At 62.5% G+C, this 14,742-nt stretch carries 15 protein-coding genes; 1 reads left to right on the plus strand and 14 read right to left on the minus strand.

The window, feature by feature from the left end:
• Window position 1: 1 nt before the first annotated feature.
• The 14 genes from ACQKPS_RS23830 to ACQKPS_RS23895 all read right to left on the minus strand — a co-directional run bounded on the left by ACQKPS_RS23830 (window position 2) and on the right by ACQKPS_RS23895 (window position 13,819).
• Complete coding sequence (locus ACQKPS_RS23830) at window positions 2-1,573, minus strand: flagellar hook-associated protein 3 (protein ID WP_427605725.1); 1,572 nt, start codon at window positions 1,571-1,573, stop codon at window positions 2-4.
• Between the two features lie 13 nt (window positions 1,574-1,586).
• The gene (gene flgK, locus ACQKPS_RS23835) at window positions 1,587-3,635 is read right to left on the minus strand and encodes a flagellar hook-associated protein FlgK (RefSeq protein ID WP_427605726.1); all 2,049 of its coding nucleotides are present in this window, start codon (window positions 3,633-3,635) and stop codon (window positions 1,587-1,589) included.
• 12 nt (window positions 3,636-3,647) lie between these two features.
• Window positions 3,648-4,814: a flagellar assembly peptidoglycan hydrolase FlgJ gene (gene flgJ / locus ACQKPS_RS23840; RefSeq protein ID WP_427605727.1), complete on the minus strand. Its 1,167-nt coding sequence runs from the start codon at window positions 4,812-4,814 to the stop codon at window positions 3,648-3,650.
• Window positions 4,815-4,825: 11 nt separating this feature from the next.
• Window positions 4,826-5,935, minus strand: coding sequence for a flagellar basal body P-ring protein FlgI (locus ACQKPS_RS23845; RefSeq protein ID WP_176508759.1), 1,110 nt, complete (start codon window positions 5,933-5,935; stop codon window positions 4,826-4,828).
• 12 nt (window positions 5,936-5,947) lie between these two features.
• Complete coding sequence (gene flgH / locus ACQKPS_RS23850; protein ID WP_254484245.1) at window positions 5,948-6,643, minus strand: flagellar basal body L-ring protein FlgH; 696 nt, start codon at window positions 6,641-6,643, stop codon at window positions 5,948-5,950.
• 47 nt (window positions 6,644-6,690) lie between these two features.
• On the minus strand, window positions 6,691-7,476 hold the full coding sequence (flgG, locus tag ACQKPS_RS23855; protein WP_027921148.1) for a flagellar basal-body rod protein FlgG: 786 nt from the start codon (window positions 7,474-7,476) through the stop codon (window positions 6,691-6,693).
• 47 nt (window positions 7,477-7,523) lie between these two features.
• Window positions 7,524-8,264, minus strand: a complete 741-nt coding sequence (flgF, locus tag ACQKPS_RS23860) for a flagellar basal-body rod protein FlgF (RefSeq protein WP_427605728.1) — start codon at window positions 8,262-8,264, stop codon at window positions 7,524-7,526.
• Window positions 8,265-8,493: 229 nt separating this feature from the next.
• Window positions 8,494-8,679, minus strand: a complete 186-nt coding sequence (locus ACQKPS_RS23865) for a hypothetical protein (RefSeq protein WP_054886321.1) — start codon at window positions 8,677-8,679, stop codon at window positions 8,494-8,496.
• A 72-nt stretch (window positions 8,680-8,751) separates the two neighbouring features.
• Window positions 8,752-10,104 carry a flagellar hook protein FlgE gene (flgE, locus tag ACQKPS_RS23870; protein WP_254484241.1) on the minus strand — a complete coding sequence of 451 codons (1,353 nt, stop codon included), beginning with the start codon at window positions 10,102-10,104 and terminating at the stop codon, window positions 8,752-8,754.
• Between the two features lie 31 nt (window positions 10,105-10,135).
• Entirely contained in the window at window positions 10,136-10,843 is a 708-nt protein-coding gene (gene flgD, locus ACQKPS_RS23875; protein ID WP_254484239.1) for a flagellar hook assembly protein FlgD, read from the minus strand.
• A gap of 15 nt (window positions 10,844-10,858) precedes the next feature.
• On the minus strand, window positions 10,859-11,302 hold the full coding sequence (gene flgC / locus ACQKPS_RS23880; RefSeq protein WP_427605729.1) for a flagellar basal body rod protein FlgC: 444 nt from the start codon (window positions 11,300-11,302) through the stop codon (window positions 10,859-10,861).
• Window positions 11,303-11,305: 3 nt separating this feature from the next.
• Window positions 11,306-11,713: a flagellar basal body rod protein FlgB gene (gene flgB / locus ACQKPS_RS23885; protein ID WP_054886324.1), complete on the minus strand. Its 408-nt coding sequence runs from the start codon at window positions 11,711-11,713 to the stop codon at window positions 11,306-11,308.
• Window positions 11,714-12,011: 298 nt separating this feature from the next.
• Window positions 12,012-12,839 carry a protein-glutamate O-methyltransferase CheR gene (gene cheR, locus ACQKPS_RS23890; RefSeq protein WP_054886325.1) on the minus strand — a complete coding sequence of 276 codons (828 nt, stop codon included), beginning with the start codon at window positions 12,837-12,839 and terminating at the stop codon, window positions 12,012-12,014.
• A 50-nt stretch (window positions 12,840-12,889) separates the two neighbouring features.
• Window positions 12,890-13,819: a chemotaxis protein CheV gene (locus ACQKPS_RS23895; RefSeq protein WP_054886326.1), complete on the minus strand. Its 930-nt coding sequence runs from the start codon at window positions 13,817-13,819 to the stop codon at window positions 12,890-12,892.
• 78 nt (window positions 13,820-13,897) lie between these two features.
• On the opposite strand from ACQKPS_RS23895, the gene flgA reads away from it, so the two are divergent.
• The gene (flgA, locus tag ACQKPS_RS23900) at window positions 13,898-14,650 is read left to right on the plus strand and encodes a flagellar basal body P-ring formation chaperone FlgA (protein WP_254484237.1); all 753 of its coding nucleotides are present in this window, start codon (window positions 13,898-13,900) and stop codon (window positions 14,648-14,650) included.
• The last annotated feature ends 92 nt before the right edge of the window (window positions 14,651-14,742 follow it).

The raw sequence follows: 14,742 nt of genomic DNA on the forward strand, positions 1-14,742 counted from the left end.
CTCAGAGGGCGTTGAACAGGCTCAACTGGCTGATGCGCGCGAACGCCTGCTGGGAGGCTTCGAGCGTGGTTTTCTGCTGAGTCAGGCGGATCAGCACCTCGGACGGGTCGGAGTCGCGGATCGACGACTGCGTGGTGGTGTTGGCGATGCTCAGGCTTTCGTTGGTGTTCTGCTGGATCTCCAGCGCCTTGCCCCGCGCACCGATATCGGTAACCGCCCGGCTCAGGGCATCCTGGCCGCTCTGAATGTTGGCGATGGCCGAATCCAGGTCGGCGCGCAGCTGCTGGTAGGCGGCATTGTCGCCATCGATCGGCTGGCTCAGGGCAGTACGCAGCTTGGCCACGCTGTCCAGGACGTTCTGGGTCTGGTGGTTGTCGACTTGCACCATGTACTGGTCACCGGACTGCTGCGCGGGGGTACTGGTGAACGTGAAATCCACACCTGCTGCCGAGGCGACGTTGCCCACCATGCTGCCACTGGCCACAGGCCGGCTGTCTGCGGTCAGCGGCTGGGCATACAGCTCGAAGTCCGTGTCGCTGGTGAACTTGATCACCGCACCACCGCTCGGGAACATCGCCTTGTACTTGGTCGGGTCGGTGACGCTGATCGACGACACTTGTGCGTTCGACGGGTTGCCCGGGCTGCGCGTGGCAGTGATGGTGTCCGGCTTGCTCTGCAGCGTGAAGGTGTGGCCCGCCACGGCAGTGTCGGCGACATCGCCATCCTGCAGGTTGATGTTCAGGCGCAGGTCCACGCCACGGAAGCTGACCATCGAACCGCCCGCCGTATTCGGGTCGAAGCTGCCACCCTGGGAGGCTTCTGCGGTGACGTCGTTGCCCTGGCTGTCGGTAATGCTGAACTTGGTACTGCTGAGCATGGTAATGGTGTACGGCTGGCCACTTTTGAAGCGGTCGTTGTAGGTGACGCTGCCTGACACCTGGCCGTTGGACAGTTTCACCCGGCCGTCATCCACTGGCGGAGCGGTCAGGGTGGTGGACGTGCGGCTGGTGTTCAGGGCTTGCTCGAACACGCTGTAGCCGGTGCTGTTGCCCGCCATCTTGAGCATGTCGCCGACCTGCAGCTCCAGCTGGGTCTGGTCGCCCTGATAGGAGTAGGTGCCATCGGCATTGCGCACGAACGGCGCGGTGTCGGTCTTGGAGCCGGCGAACAGGTACTGACCGTTCTCGTCGCGGCTGTTCATCAGGCTCAACAACTGGTCTTCCAGCTGGCCCAGTTCGGCCGCCTTGGCCTTGCGCTCGGTGTCGGTGTAGCCGGCATTGCCCGACTCCAGTGCCAGCTCGTTGACCCGCGACAGGATCGTATTGATCGAGTCCAGCGTGGTCTCGGTCTGGTTCAGCGAGTTGGTGATGTTGGTGGCGTTGGTCTTGAACTGAGCCAGCATGTCCGCCTGGTTGCCCAGTTGCAGCAGGCGCGCTGCCCCCACCGGGTCATCGGCAGCGGTGTTGACGCGCACGAAGGAACTGGCTTCCTCGTTGGTCTTGACCAGGTTGGAATAGTTGCGCTGGTAGTTTGCCGCGCTGGACGCATAGAACTGGGCCGTGGAAATACGCATGGGTCAAGACTCCTTAAAGCGCGGCGATCAGGGTGTTGAAGATTTCCTGCGCCGCCTTGATGATCTGCGACGAGGCCGTGTAGTACTGCTGGTACTTGACCAGGTTGCCGGCTTCTTCATCCAGTTGCACACCGGACACCGAATCACGGGCACCGGTTGCCTGGGTCAGGATGACGCCGGTTGCCTGGGTGTCCATCTGGCCTTGCTTGGCCTGGGCCCCGACGTTTTCCACCAGCTTGCCGTAGGCGTCGGTGATGCTGATGCCCTTGGTCGAACCCACGTCCATGGTCTGCTTGGTCTGCAATTCCTGCAGCGACAGCGCGTTGCGGTTGTCCGAAGAGCCGGCGCCGGTCAGCGATACGGTGAAGCTGTCGCCATCCTTGGGCGCACCGGCGACATCCATTTCGAAACTGAACGACTTCTGGTTACCGCTGGCGTCATTGATCGGGTTGCCTGCCGAGTCGATCATCGGCACATCGAACTTCAGGGTGTTGCTCTGCCCCGGAACGAAGGTGCCCGTGCCAATGCTGTTGCCCTTGGCATCGAAGGCTTCGTAAGTCTGCGGCGAGGTGGTTTCGTTACCGAACACCAGGCGCACCGGCGTGGAATACTTGATACCGGTCTGCAGTTCCAGACGTTGTGCCGGGTCGGCGATATCCAGCACCGAGGTCAGCACCGGCTGGGTGATCACACCGGTACCGACATTGCCGGCACCCGAAGTAGCTGTCAGCGGCGCGGCCAGCGACAGGCGCTTGGCATCGGTGAGCACCACGCCGATTTCCGCCGAGGCATTACGGGTCGGGGTGATCTTGAAGCTATCGCCCACCGCTGCAGTACCGCTCTTGAGGTCGAGGCTAAAGCCGTCGATGATGGGTGCCGGATCGTCATTGGTGCTGTAGGTGCCCATGTCAGTGCCGTCAGGCAGCTTCTTGACCTGGTACTTGTCCGCGCCCGGGCCGACGAAAGTCACCTGGTAATCACTGGTGCTCAGCTTGCCGGTGTCGCGGATAACCACGTTCAGCGAGGCACTGCCGCTGTTGCCGACCTTGGGCGTGCTGCGCGCGGACATGGCCTTGTCGCTGTTGATGTCGCCGAACAGCGCCGCACCGAACTCACCGTTCTTGTCGATGCCCTGGCCGAGCTGCGAGTTGATCTGCTGCGACACCACCAGCGCGATGCGGCCCAGCTCGTTCATGGCCGGTGCCAGGGTCTCGCTGCGGTAGCGCAGCAGGCCACCCATTTCACCACCGCTGATGCTGCTGGTGACATCCATGGTGGTGCTGCCACGATCGAGCTTGACCGAGAACTGGGTCGGGTCGGTGGCGCTTGGCTCGGCACTCATCTTGTTGGTGGTCTTGCCCAGCACCAGCGACTGACCGTTCTTCAGGTACACGTCGATACTGCCGTCACGCTCGACGGTCTGCACCCCCACCAGTTCGTTGAGCTGGCGCACCGCCTCGTTGCGCTGGTCGAGCAGATCGTTTGGCTGGCCGGTGACCGCCGAGACCTTGGAGATCTGCTCGTTGTACTGCGCAATGCTGGAGGTCAGCTCGTTGATCCGCGAGGTCATCGAGCTGAGGTTGCCGTTGATGTTGCTGTTCTGCTCCTTGAACTGGGCAGACAGGCTGTTGAAGCGGCTGGCCAGTGCCTCGGCATTGCTCAGCAACAGTTGACGGGAAGCGTCTTCGGTCGGCTTGTTGGCAGCACTCTGCAGGGCGGAGAAGAAATTGGTCAGCGCGCCGGTGATACCGGTGCTGCTGTCGGACAGCAAGTTGTTGAGCGGCGTTACCTGGTTCAGGTAGGCGGTGCTGTCGCTGTTGAGCGAAGTGGCGGTCTGCAACTGAGCGTCCAGGAAGGCGTTGTACACCCGACGGACATCGCCCAGGGTGGTGCCGGTGCCCATGAACACCTGGCCTTCCTGGAGCGAACCCTTGGCGCGCTGGACGTTCTGCTGGCGGGAATAGCCGGCGACATCGGCGTTGGCGATGTTGTTGCCGGTGGTATGCAGGCCCGCCTGGGAGGCCGACAGTCCCGACATGCCAATATTGATCAGACTCGCCATGGTTCCATACCCTTAAAGTTTCGTTGTGGTACCGAGCATTGCGTAGCTCTCGTACGACTTCATCTGTCTTGCGATCTGCGAGATCTTGCTGGCGTAGTTCGGGTCGGTGGCGTACCCGGCCTTTTGCAGTTCTCGCACGAATTGTTCTGGGTTATCGGCCGACTTCACCGCATCTTGATAGCGCGAATTGCTCTGCAGCAGGCTCACCAGGTCATGGAAACTGTCCTGGTACGAATCGTAGGAACGGAACGCCGCCGTCTCCTTGACGAACTGGCCGTCGCGGAATTCGCTGGTGATCGCCCGCGCCGAATCCCCTTGCCAATTACTGCTGGCCTTGATGCCGAACAGGTTATGGCTGCTGCTGCCATCGCTGTTGCGCATGACCGACTTGCCCCAACCGGTTTCCAGGGCGGCCTGGGCCACCAGGTAACGGGGGTCGACACCAATGCGCCTGGCGGCCTGCTCGGCCATCGGCAGCATGGTGGCGACGAATTCGTCGCTGTCGGCAAAGGCCTTCTTCGGCGCCAGCGGCGGCTGCGCCACGGCACGGCCGGTGATGCGCAGGCCGTTGTCCGGGATGGCGATGGCCTTGGCCACCTGCTGCCCGTCACGGGCCGGCACGGCGGCGGTATTGGTGGCCGCGGCCGGGCTGGTGGCCGAAGGCACGATACCCGCCAGCAGGCGGTCGGTGAGCTTGCCAGGCAGCGCCAGGCGCCGCGAGTTGAGCGCGGCAACGTCGTTGCGCGTGGCCGTGGACTGGGTTGCCTGCACCGGGTCGGCCACCTTGTTGCCCCACAGCGTCGGCGCGCTGCCGTCGACGCGTGGGAACGGGCTGGTATTGACCGGGGTGCTCTTGTTCTTCGACAGCTGGCGCACCAGCACGTCCTGCAGGCCGATACCGCCACCCTCGCGGGACATGCTCACGGCCAGCTGCTGGTCGTACATGTCGCGGTACTGTTTGACCGTCTCGCTGTTCATCGGGTTGTCGTCGGCCAGCACATCGCTGGCCTTGCGCGAGGCCTTGAGCATCTCGCTGATGAACAGCGACTCGAACTCCTGGGCCACCTTGCGCACGTTGGCGTCGCTGTCGCGATCACCGTGCTTGAGCGAGCTCAGGCGATTGAGGTCGGTGTAGGCACCGCTGTCGGCGTGGCTGGAGACCAGGCTTTTCGAATTCATCCGCGGCGTCCTCAGATCACGATCAGGTCGGCCTGCAAGGCGCCGGCCTGTTTCAGTGCTTCGAGGATGGCCATCAGGTCGCCCGGTGCCGCGCCGACCTGGTTAACCGCGCGGACGATCTCATCCAGCGTGGTCCCAGGGCCGAACTTGAACATCGGCTTGGCTTCCTGCTCGGCATTGACCCGCGAACGCGGAACCACCGCCGTCTGGCCATTGGAGAACGGCCCCGGCTGGCTGACGATCGGGTCTTCGGTGATGGTCACGGTCAGGCTGCCGTGGGTCACCGCCGCCGGCGAGACCTTGACGTTCTGGCCGATGACGATGGTACCGGTGCGCGAGTTGATGATGACCTTGGCCACCGCCTGCCCCGGGTCGATCTCGAGGTTCTCGAGGATCGACAGGTAGTCGACCCGCTGGCTCGGGTCCATCGGCGCGGTGACCCGCACCGAGCCGCCATCAACGGCCTGGGCCACACCAGGGCCGAGCAGGTCGTTGACCTTGTCGACGATGCGCTTGGCGGTGGTGAAGTCAGGCCGGTTGAGGTTCAGGGTCAGGCTGTTGCCCTGGTTGAAACCACTCGGCACCGCACGTTCGACCGACGCACCGCCAGGAATACGGCCGGCCGACGGAACGTTGACGGTGATCTTCGAGCCGTCACGGCCCTCGGCATCGAAGCCGCCGACCACCAGGTTACCTTGCGCGATCGCGTAGACGTTGCCGTCGATCCCCTTGAGCGGGGTCATCAGCAGGCTGCCGCCGCGCAGGCTCTTGGAGTTGCCGATCGACGAAACGGTGATATCCACCACCTGGCCCGGCTTGGCGAAGGCCGGCAGGTCGGCATGCACCGACACCGCCGCGACGTTCTTCAGCTGCACGTTGCCGGAGCCGGCCGGCACCTTGATGCCGAACTGCGACAGCATGTTGTTGAAGGTCTGCAGGGTGAACGGGGTCTGGGTGGTCTGGTCACCCGTGCCGTTGAGCCCCACCACCAGGCCATAGCCGATCAACTGGTTGGAACGCACGCCGGAGATGCTGGCAATGTCCTTGAGGCGTTCGGCATGGGCACCGAACGCGCAGGACAGGAGCAGGGTCGCGGCTATCAACTGCCTAACGTTGAACATGTTCATCCGTACTCAGAAGGGCCAAAGCGGGCTCATGAAGAAGCGGTCCAGCCAGCCGGGCTGACTGGCATCGGCGAACGAACCGGTGCCCGAGTAGGTGATGCGCGCATCAGCCACGCGAGTCGACGGCACGGTATTGTCGGTGGCGATGTCGTCGGCACGGATCAGGCCGGCGATACGCACCAGCTCTTCACCGGTGTTGAGGGTCATCCACTTTTCACCGCGCACGGCGATGATGCCGTTGGGCAGCACCTCGGCCACGGTGACGGTGATCGAACCGGTCAGGGTGTTGCCCTGGGTGGCCTTGCTGTCGCCCTTGGTGGTGCGGTCACCGCTGTAGCCGGCTTCCAGCGACAGGTCGCCGCCGCCGAACGGGTTGTTGGTGTTCGGGTTGGAGCCGAACAGCGAGGTCAGGCCAATGTCGGCCTTGCTGTTCTTCTGGATCTGCGAACCGGCGTTCTTGCTCGCCGAGGTGCGTTCGTTGAGGGTGATGGTGATGATGTCACCCACGCGGAACGCCTTGCGGTCGGTGTACAGGCCCTGCTCGAAACCGGCCTGGTAGATCGAACCGTTGTTGGCTGCAGCCGGCAGCGGGGTACGCGGCAGAACCGGCGCGTAGTACGGGTCGTTCGGCTTGGGCGTCGGCGCGACGCAACCAGCCAGCACGACCGCCCCCCCCAGGGCGAATACAGACAACAGACGCTTCATGACACTTACCTCACGGTGTAACGGGAGTAGAACCTGCACTAGGGCTTTTAGAGTTGCTGCGTCACGAACGACAGCATCTGGTCGGCGGTGGAGATGACCTTGGAGTTCATCTCGTAGGCACGCTGGGTGGTGATCATGTTCACCAGCTCTTCCACGGTGCTGACGTTAGAGTTTTCCAGGGTCTGCTGCAGGGTGGTGCCGAAGCCGTTCAGGCCTGGAGTACCGACCTGTGGCGCGCCGCTGGCAGCGGTTTCCAGGAACAGGTTGTCACCGATCGCCTGCAGGCCGGCCGGGTTGATGAAGTCGGCGGTCTGCAGGTTGCCGATCACCTGGGCAGCCGGGTTGCCGGCGGTGGTGATCGACACGGTGCCATCCTGGCCGACGGTGAAGGTCTGGGCATCGTTCGGCACCACGATCGCCGGCTCAAGGGCAAAGCCTTGGGCGGTGACGATCTGGCCATCGGAGTTCAGGTGGAAGGTACCGTCACGGGTGTACGAGACGGTACCGTCCGGCTGCAGCACCTGGAAGAAGCCGCGGCCGTTGACCGCCATGTCCAACGGGTTTTCGGTGGTCTGCAGGCTGCCGGTCTGGAAGTTTTTCTGGGTGCCGACGATGCGCACACCGGTACCGACCTGCAGGCCCGACGGCAGCTCGCTGTCCTGGGTCGACTGCGCGCCTGGCTGACGCTTGATCTGGTACAGCAGGTCGGCGAACTCGGCACGATCACGCTTGAAGCCGGTGGTCGAGACGTTGGCCAGGTTGTTGGAAATGACGGTCAGGTTGGTGTCCTGGGCGGACAGGCCGGTTTTAGCGACCCAAAGAGCCGGAAGCATCAGTATTCTCCTCGTGCGCCTGTTTTACGGCACCCGTTCAAAGTTGGTTAGCCGATTTGCAAAACACGCGCCATGGCTTCATCGCCTTCCTTGGCCGCGTTCATCATTTTCACGTGCAGCTCGAACTGGCGGGACAGCGCCAGTACCGAGGTCATTTCTTCAACGGCGTTGACGTTGCTGCCTTCGAGGAAGCCCGACACCACCCGCACATTGACGTCGGCGGGTGCCGGTTGGCCGTTCTGGGTGTGGATCAGGCCGTCCAGGCCTTTGGTCATGCCCTTGATGTCCGGGTTGACCAGCTTGATACGGTCGACCTCGGCCATCACGCGCGGGTCCTCACCCATCGAGCGGATGCTGATGGTGCCGTCGGCACCGACTTCGACCTTTTGCTCTGGCGGAATGGCGATCGGGCCACCGTTGCCGATCACCGGCATGCCGTTGCCGGCACGCAGCACGCCGAGGGCGTCGATGTTCAGGCTGCCGGTGCGCACGTAGGCTTCGCTGCCATCGGGCGCCTGCACGGCGATGAAGCCCTGACCACTCACGGCCACGTCCAGCTCACGCCCGGTCTCGACCATCGGCCCTTCGCTGAAGTCGGTGGCCGGGCGTTCGGTCATGGCAAACGCCCGTGACGGAAAGCTGTCACCGAACACCGGCATCGAGCGTGCCTGTTCCAGGTCGCGCTGGAAGCCGTTGGTGGAAACGTTCGCCAGGTTGTTGGCGTGGGCCTTTTGCGCCAGCGCGTTCTGGCTGGCGCCGGTCATGGCCACGTAAAGCATCTTGTCCACAGTCATCCTCCGCTGCACTGACGATCGTTTGCCGCTCGCCGTTGCTGTGCAGGCTCTAAAGCAAGTTCCGAACCAACTTTTTGAATTGATGAAAAAGCCCGTGATTACGGGCTTTTCCGGGGTTCTGCCACTGAGCCGCCGCCGGTTATCCGGCGCCGGATTGCCGATCGCGGCAATCCTGTACCGGCCCTTTCGCGGGCAAGCCCGCGAAAGGGCCGGCACAGGTCAATCAAGGCTCGCGACAACCGCCATTGCTGAATGGGCCGGCAAACTTCTTCCAGCCCTCCCCCGGCGGCCATTGCGAGCACACCAGCCGGCCATCCGCCTGGCTTTCCCAGCGCCACCACGGCGCGGTGCCGGCCTGGGCCTGATACAGGCAGAACGCGGCGATCAATGCGACAACCAGCCTTTTCATGTTCACTCCCGCAGAGACGACGAACCCCCTCACGGGAAAGGGGTTCGTCCACACACGCTCAGCCAGCGGCCATCAGGTCATCTGGATGATGGTCTGCATGATGGTGCTTTCGGTGGAGATGGTCTTGGCGTTTGCCTGGTAGTTGCTCTGCGCCTTGATCAGCTCGACCAGCTCCTGGGTCAGGTTGACGTTCGAGGCTTCCAGCGAGTTCGACTCGACGCTGCCCAGGGTGCCGGTTTTCGGTGAATCGATACCCGGAATACCCGACGAGTAGGTCTCGGTCCAGCGTGTGCCGCCAATCTGCTGCAACCCTTGCTCGTTGGCAAAGCTGGCCAGGGCCACCTGGCCGATGGCGCGCGATTGCTGGTTGCTGAAGCTGGCGAACATCACGCCGGTGGAGTCGATCGACAGGCTCGACAGGATACCGGTGGCGTAACCGTCCTGGGACTGCGACATACGCGCAGTCTCGGTGTTGTACGAGGTGGTGCTGTTCATCGACAGGCGCATGCCGGCGGTGTTTTCCGCCGAACCGTTGGAGGCCCAGTTGCCCGATGCATCTTTGGCGGCCGGGATCCAGCCCTTGAGGGTGAAGGTGTTGTTGGTCACGTCCCACTGGGCACCTGCCGGGGCACCTACCGGGATGCTGGCCGGATCGGTGGCCATGGACGCCACGCTACCGTCGGAGTTGAACGTCATGGACGCTTCCAGCGGCGCAGTGGACGTCGGATCCATCGGATTGCGACCATCAATCAGGGTATACATGGTCCACTGGTTCGTACCGGTCTTGCGGTAGAACTGCTCCATGGTGTGCTCGTTGCCCTGGCTGTCGTACACCTTGGTCGGGAAGGACTTGGTGTAAGTAGTATCATCCGCCGGGTCGAAGGTCGGGCCGGCAGGCGTCGCGCTCGGCAGCGGGATGATGGTCGCTTCGGAGTTGAGGTTGATGCCCTGGTCGATCAGGGTGGTGGCCTTCGGCGCAAGCGACGAGGTATCGATCTTCAAGTCGGTCAGCACACCGCGCTTGATGTTGCCGTTCTCGTCAGCGGCATAGCCCTGCAGGCGCAGGCCATCCGAGGTGACCACGTAGTTGTCCTTGCTGTTCTGGAAGGCGCCGGCACGGGTGTAAACGCGTGCGCCGTTGTCGGACAGCACGAAGAAACCCTGGCCCTGGATACCCATGTCCAGCACGTTGCCGGTGTTGTTGACGTCACCCTGGCTGAACTGCTGGGAGATCGCCGCCAGGCGCACACCGTTGCCGACCTGGTTCTTGCCTACACCCAGGCGGTTGGCACCGGCGTAGACGTCGGCGAACTCGGCACGCGAGGACTTGAAGCCAGTGGTGTTGACGTTGGCAATGTTGTTGCCGGTAACGTCCAGTTGCTTGTTGGCTGCGTACAGACCGCTAAGGCCGATATTGAAAGACATGCTGTTGCTCCTTATTGCCGTTCTGTCGGCCTTAGATACCGATGGTTTGTACGTCGGACAGGGAAACCTTGCCCACACCCGCCAGGTTCAGCACCATCTCGCCAGTGGTGTTGAAGCTGACGCTGGTGACCTTGGCTGGCAGCAAGGTGTTCATCTGCACGGCTTTGCCATCCACCGTGGTGGTGGCAGTGAAGGTGTAGGTGCCCGGATCGACCTTCTCGCCGCTGTTATTGGTGCCATCCCAGATGAAGTCGCCGTAACCGGCCGCCTGCTCGCCCAGCTCGATGGTCTTGACGGTATTGCCATCCTTGTCGGTGATGGTGATCTTCGCCTCGCTGATGGCCTGAGGCACCACGAACTGTGCGTTGAAGCTGCTGGTGGTATCGACGACGGCCTTGTCGTTCTGCACGATCACCGAGCGACCGACCAGCGAAGAGGCCTGCAGCGCCTGGGACGAGGCCATGGCACTGGTGATGGCGCTGACCGACTCGTTCAGCGACGTGATCCCTTCGAGGCTGCTGAACTGCGCCAGCTGCGCAACGAATTCGCTGTTGTCCTGCGGGTCCAGCGGGTTCTGGTTCTGCATCTGGGTGACCAGCAACTGCAGGAACGCGTCCTTGCCCAGGGTCTGACCACCAGTCGCGGAACTGGTCGTGGAGGTTTTGCTGGTGTTGGTGGTCACACCGGACGCCGCGATGACGTCGTTGAGGTTCACACCGCTGGTGCTATCGACTGCCATGGTCTGGATTCCTTATCACTGACCCAGGGTCAGGACTTTCTGCATCATGTTCTTGGCGGTATTCATCAGCTCGGCGTTGGTCTGGAACGCACGGCTGGCGGAGATCATGTCTGCCATCTCCTCGACCACGTTGACGTTCGGGTAATAGACGTAGCCGTCCTTGTTCGCCGCCGGATGATTCGGCTCGTAGCGCGCCTCCAGGTTGCTCTGGTCTTCGACGATGCCCTTGACCTGCACACCCTGCCCCGCTTCGCCCTGGCCCTCGAACAGCGACTGGCTGACGCCGCTTTGCGCGTTCTGGAAGGTGGTGGCGAACACCGGGTGGCGCGCACGGTAGGTCTGGTCGATGCTCGACGACACGGTCTCGGCGTTGGCGATGTTCGAGGCGACGGTGTTGAGGCGGGTGTTCTGCGCGCTCATGCCGCTGCCGGCAATGTTGAAAACACTGGAAAGGGACATGAATTACTCTCCGCGCAGGGCCGAAACCAGCCCTTTGAATTTACTGTTGAGCAAGGTGAAGCTGGCCTGGAAACCGATGGCGTTCTCCGTGTAGTTCGATTGCTCGATCTGGGCGTCCACGGTGTTCTGGTCGATCGATGGCTGTGTCGGCACGCGGTACTGCAGGGTGTCGTCGGCCATTGCCAGGCCTTCGGCCTCGATGTGGCGGCTGTTGGTGCGGTCCATGGCGAAGCGGCCGCTTTGCTGCTTCTGGCTCTCGGCGGCGAGCACCGACGAGAAGTCCATGTCACGCGCCTTGTAGTTGGGCGTGTCGGCGTTGGCGATGTTGTTGGCCAGCACTTCGGCGCGCTGGGCGCGGAAGCCCAGTGCCTTTTCGTGAATGCCAAGCGCCTTGTCGAAACTGATGCTCATGTCGGGGAAACCTTCGAAGGTTGGCCGGAATTACGTTGAGCAAGGTATAGCAAGGGCTGTGCCAGAATTCCGAAAGCCCGGAAATGCTGGGCTACGACGCTGGTAGCTGATGGCGTGATGCCAGAAAAGCGGCAAACTGCTTCCGCCTGGCGAAGCGAAAGCGGCAATTGCCGGGTGGCAAAAGCGGCAAATCAAAAAATTGACGTCAAACCGCGCTGCCTTCTTCGCGGGCTCGCCCGCGAAGAAGGCGGCACAGGCAAACAAGAAGGCCGGCAACTTTCGCCGCCGGCCTTCTGGCTTACTTGGCCTGGTAGATGATCCCCGGGCTGCACTGGACCATCTGGTAATGGTCCGGCAACCCGTTCAGCGCCTCGGAAGCGCCGAGGAACAGGTAGCCCCCAGGTTTCAGGGTGCTGTGGATACGCATCAGGATGTCCTTCTTCACCTGCGCGGAGAAGTAGATCAGCACATTGCGACAGAACACGATGTCGAACTTGCCCAGGCTCGCATAGCTGTCGAGCAGGTTGAACGAGCGGAACTCGACGCGGCTACGGATTGCCGGCTTGACCGCCCAGCGCCCCGGCCCCTTGGCGTCGAAGTAACGTTGCAGGCGCTCCTGGGACAGGCCACGGGCGATGGCCAGGCTGTCGTACTCACCGGTCTTGCAGTTGGTCAGCATCGAGCCGGACAGGTCGGTGGCCACGATCTGGGCGCCCATCTTCAACTGGCCCAGGTTGCTGCGCTCGAACTCGTCGATGGCCATCGAGATCGAATACGGCTCCTGCCCCGAGGAGCAAGCCGCCGACCACATGCGCAGGCGCTGCCCGGGGTTGTTCCTGATGAACTCGGGAATGACCTTGTTCTTCAGCACTTCGAACGGGTAGGTATCGCGAAACCACAGGGTCTCGTTGGTGGTCATCGCATCCACCACCTGTTCGCGCAGGCCACCTCGCGGCTGGGTCTGGATCCGCTGCACCAGCTCGCCCAGGCTCTTGATGCCCTGCTGCTCCATCAACTTGTTGAGACGGCTGGAAACCAGGTACTGCTTATTCTCGCCCAGCAGGATGCCACAGGCTTTTTCCAGGAAGACCCTGAACTGTTCGAACTCCAAATTACCCGTAGACACTACTGCCGCCTCTTTTAAATCACTGGTGCCGGAAACATGCCCCGGCCGCTTCAATTCGCTGCCTTGATCCGGTCGACCACGCGCTGGGCCAGGTCGTCCGGCTTGAACTTGGCCAGGAAATCATCCGCCCCGACCTTCTTGACCATCGCCTGGTTGAATACCCCGGACAGCGAAGTATGCAGGCAGATGTGCAATTTTTGCATGCGCGGATCGCTGCGGATCTCTGCGGTAAGCGTGTAGCCATCCATTTCCGGCATTTCAATGTCGGAGATCATCATCAGGAACTCTTCTTCCGGCTTTTTGCCCTCCTCCACCAGCTTGCGCAGGTAGTCGAGGGCCTGTCGGCCATCGTTGAGCGCCACCACGTCCACCCCCACCGTCTGCAGGCAGCGGCTGACCTGCTTGCGCGCCACCGACGAATCGTCGACGGTCAGCACCCGCAGCAGCGTGGCCTTGTCCTGCACCTCGGCATCGACCACACCGGCAGACACCGACTCGGACGACGGCGCCACTTCGGCCAGCACCTTCTCCACATCGATGATCTCGACCATGCGGTTGTCGACCCGGGTGACGGCGGTCAGGTAGTGGTCGCGGCCGGTGCCCTTGGGTGGCGGATGGATCTCTTCCCAGTTCATGTTGACGATGCGCTCCACCGAGTGCACCAGGAAGCCCTGGGTCTTGGTGTTGTACTCGGTGATGATCACGAAGCTGTTGCGCGTGTCTTCCTGCAACCCCGGCAGGCCGGTCGCCATCGACAGATCGAGGATCGGGATGGTCGCCCCGCGAATGTTGGCCACGCCGCGCACCACCGGGTGCGACTTGGGCAGCACGGTCAGCTCCGGACACTGCAGCACTTCGCGAACCTTGAACACGTTGATGCCGTATAGCTGCGCCCCGTTGAGACGGAACAGCAGCAATTCCAGGCGATTCTGCCCAACCAGCTGCGTGCGCTGGTTGACTGAATCCATTACCCCCGCCATGCCTGACTCCTTATGCGTTCTGCCTTTTTGGTGCTACATGACCACCAAGTCGGCACGGGCTTTGCTTTTTTGAGCGCCATGTACACGAAAACGACAAATTTCCGACGACTGACGCACCTGCTGAGCGGCACGCTCGCCGTGCTGTGCCTGCTGGCACCCGGCGTTCGCACGCTGGCGGATGCGGTTACCTTGCCTGAACAGCTTATCGGTGTCACCCAAGGGTTTCTTGAATTCAGTGTCGAGGATTACCTGGCGACCACCCAGACGCCCGGGCGCTACGAAATCCAGGTCAACCCGCTCGATCCGCGTCTGCGCATGCCGCTGTGCAGCCAGCCGCTGGACGCCTCGCTGGAGAGCCCGGCGCAACCGCTGGGCCGGGTCACCGTGCGGGTCCGCTGTGACGGCAGCGCGCCATGGACCATCTTCGTGCCGGCAACCGTAAAGCTGTTCCGTGATGTGGTGGTGGTGACCCGTCCGCTCAAGCGCGACAATGTCGTTGGCGAAGGCGACGTGGCCCTGCGCGAGCGTGACGTCGGCACGCTGCCCCAGGGCTTTCTCACCGACCTCGACCAGGCGGTAGGCATGAAGATGCTGCGCCCGACAGTGCTCGACCAGGTCCTCACGCCGCAGCACCTGGAGCAAGCCGAAGTGGTGCGCAAAGGCGATCATGTGGTGATCACCGCACGCAGCGGCCCGTTGAGCGTGCGCATGCCTGGCGAAGCCTTGGCCAAGGGCGGCCAGGGCGAACAAATCCGCGTGCGTAACCTCAATTCGCAGCGCGTGGTGAAAGCCCGCGTCACCGGCCCCGGCCAGGTCGAGGTCGCCATGTAGATTGCGCTGGCGGTGAGGAACCGCTTTTCCTAAACTGTGTCAGAACACGGGTTCGCGAGCTTGCTGACAGGCGGCTATGCATTTACGCCTAA

Origin of the sequence: Pseudomonas sp. NPDC086566 (assembly GCF_050280885.1) — a bacterium.
Taxonomy (GTDB): Bacteria; Pseudomonadota; Gammaproteobacteria; order Pseudomonadales; family Pseudomonadaceae; genus Aquipseudomonas; species Aquipseudomonas vlassakiae.

Bases quoted from the DNA above. Each gene is read 5' to 3' on its own strand.
- ACQKPS_RS23830 (WP_427605725.1), bottom strand. From the start codon at position 1,573: ATGCGTATTTCCACGGCCCAGTTCTATGCGTCCAGCGCGGCAAACTAC.
- flgK (WP_427605726.1), bottom strand. From the start codon at position 3,635: ATGGCGAGTCTGATCAATATTGGCATGTCGGGACTGTCGGCCTCCCAG.
- flgJ (WP_427605727.1), bottom strand. From the start codon at position 4,814: ATGAATTCGAAAAGCCTGGTCTCCAGCCACGCCGACAGCGGTGCCTAC.
- ACQKPS_RS23845 (WP_176508759.1), bottom strand. From the start codon at position 5,935: ATGTTCAACGTTAGGCAGTTGATAGCCGCGACCCTGCTCCTGTCCTGC.
- flgH (WP_254484245.1), bottom strand. From the start codon at position 6,643: ATGAAGCGTCTGTTGTCTGTATTCGCCCTGGGGGGGGCGGTCGTGCTG.
- flgG (WP_027921148.1), bottom strand. From the start codon at position 7,476: ATGCTTCCGGCTCTTTGGGTCGCTAAAACCGGCCTGTCCGCCCAGGAC.
- ACQKPS_RS23865 (WP_054886321.1), bottom strand. From the start codon at position 8,679: ATGAAAAGGCTGGTTGTCGCATTGATCGCCGCGTTCTGCCTGTATCAG.
- flgE (WP_254484241.1), bottom strand. From the start codon at position 10,104: ATGTCTTTCAATATCGGCCTTAGCGGTCTGTACGCAGCCAACAAGCAA.
- flgD (WP_254484239.1), bottom strand. From the start codon at position 10,843: ATGGCAGTCGATAGCACCAGCGGTGTGAACCTCAACGACGTCATCGCG.
- flgC (WP_427605729.1), bottom strand. From the start codon at position 11,302: ATGTCCCTTTCCAGTGTTTTCAACATTGCCGGCAGCGGCATGAGCGCG.
- flgB (WP_054886324.1), bottom strand. From the start codon at position 11,713: ATGAGCATCAGTTTCGACAAGGCGCTTGGCATTCACGAAAAGGCACTG.
- ACQKPS_RS23895 (WP_054886326.1), bottom strand. From the start codon at position 13,819: ATGGCGGGGGTAATGGATTCAGTCAACCAGCGCACGCAGCTGGTTGGG.
- flgA (WP_254484237.1), top strand. From the start codon at position 13,898: ATGTACACGAAAACGACAAATTTCCGACGACTGACGCACCTGCTGAGC.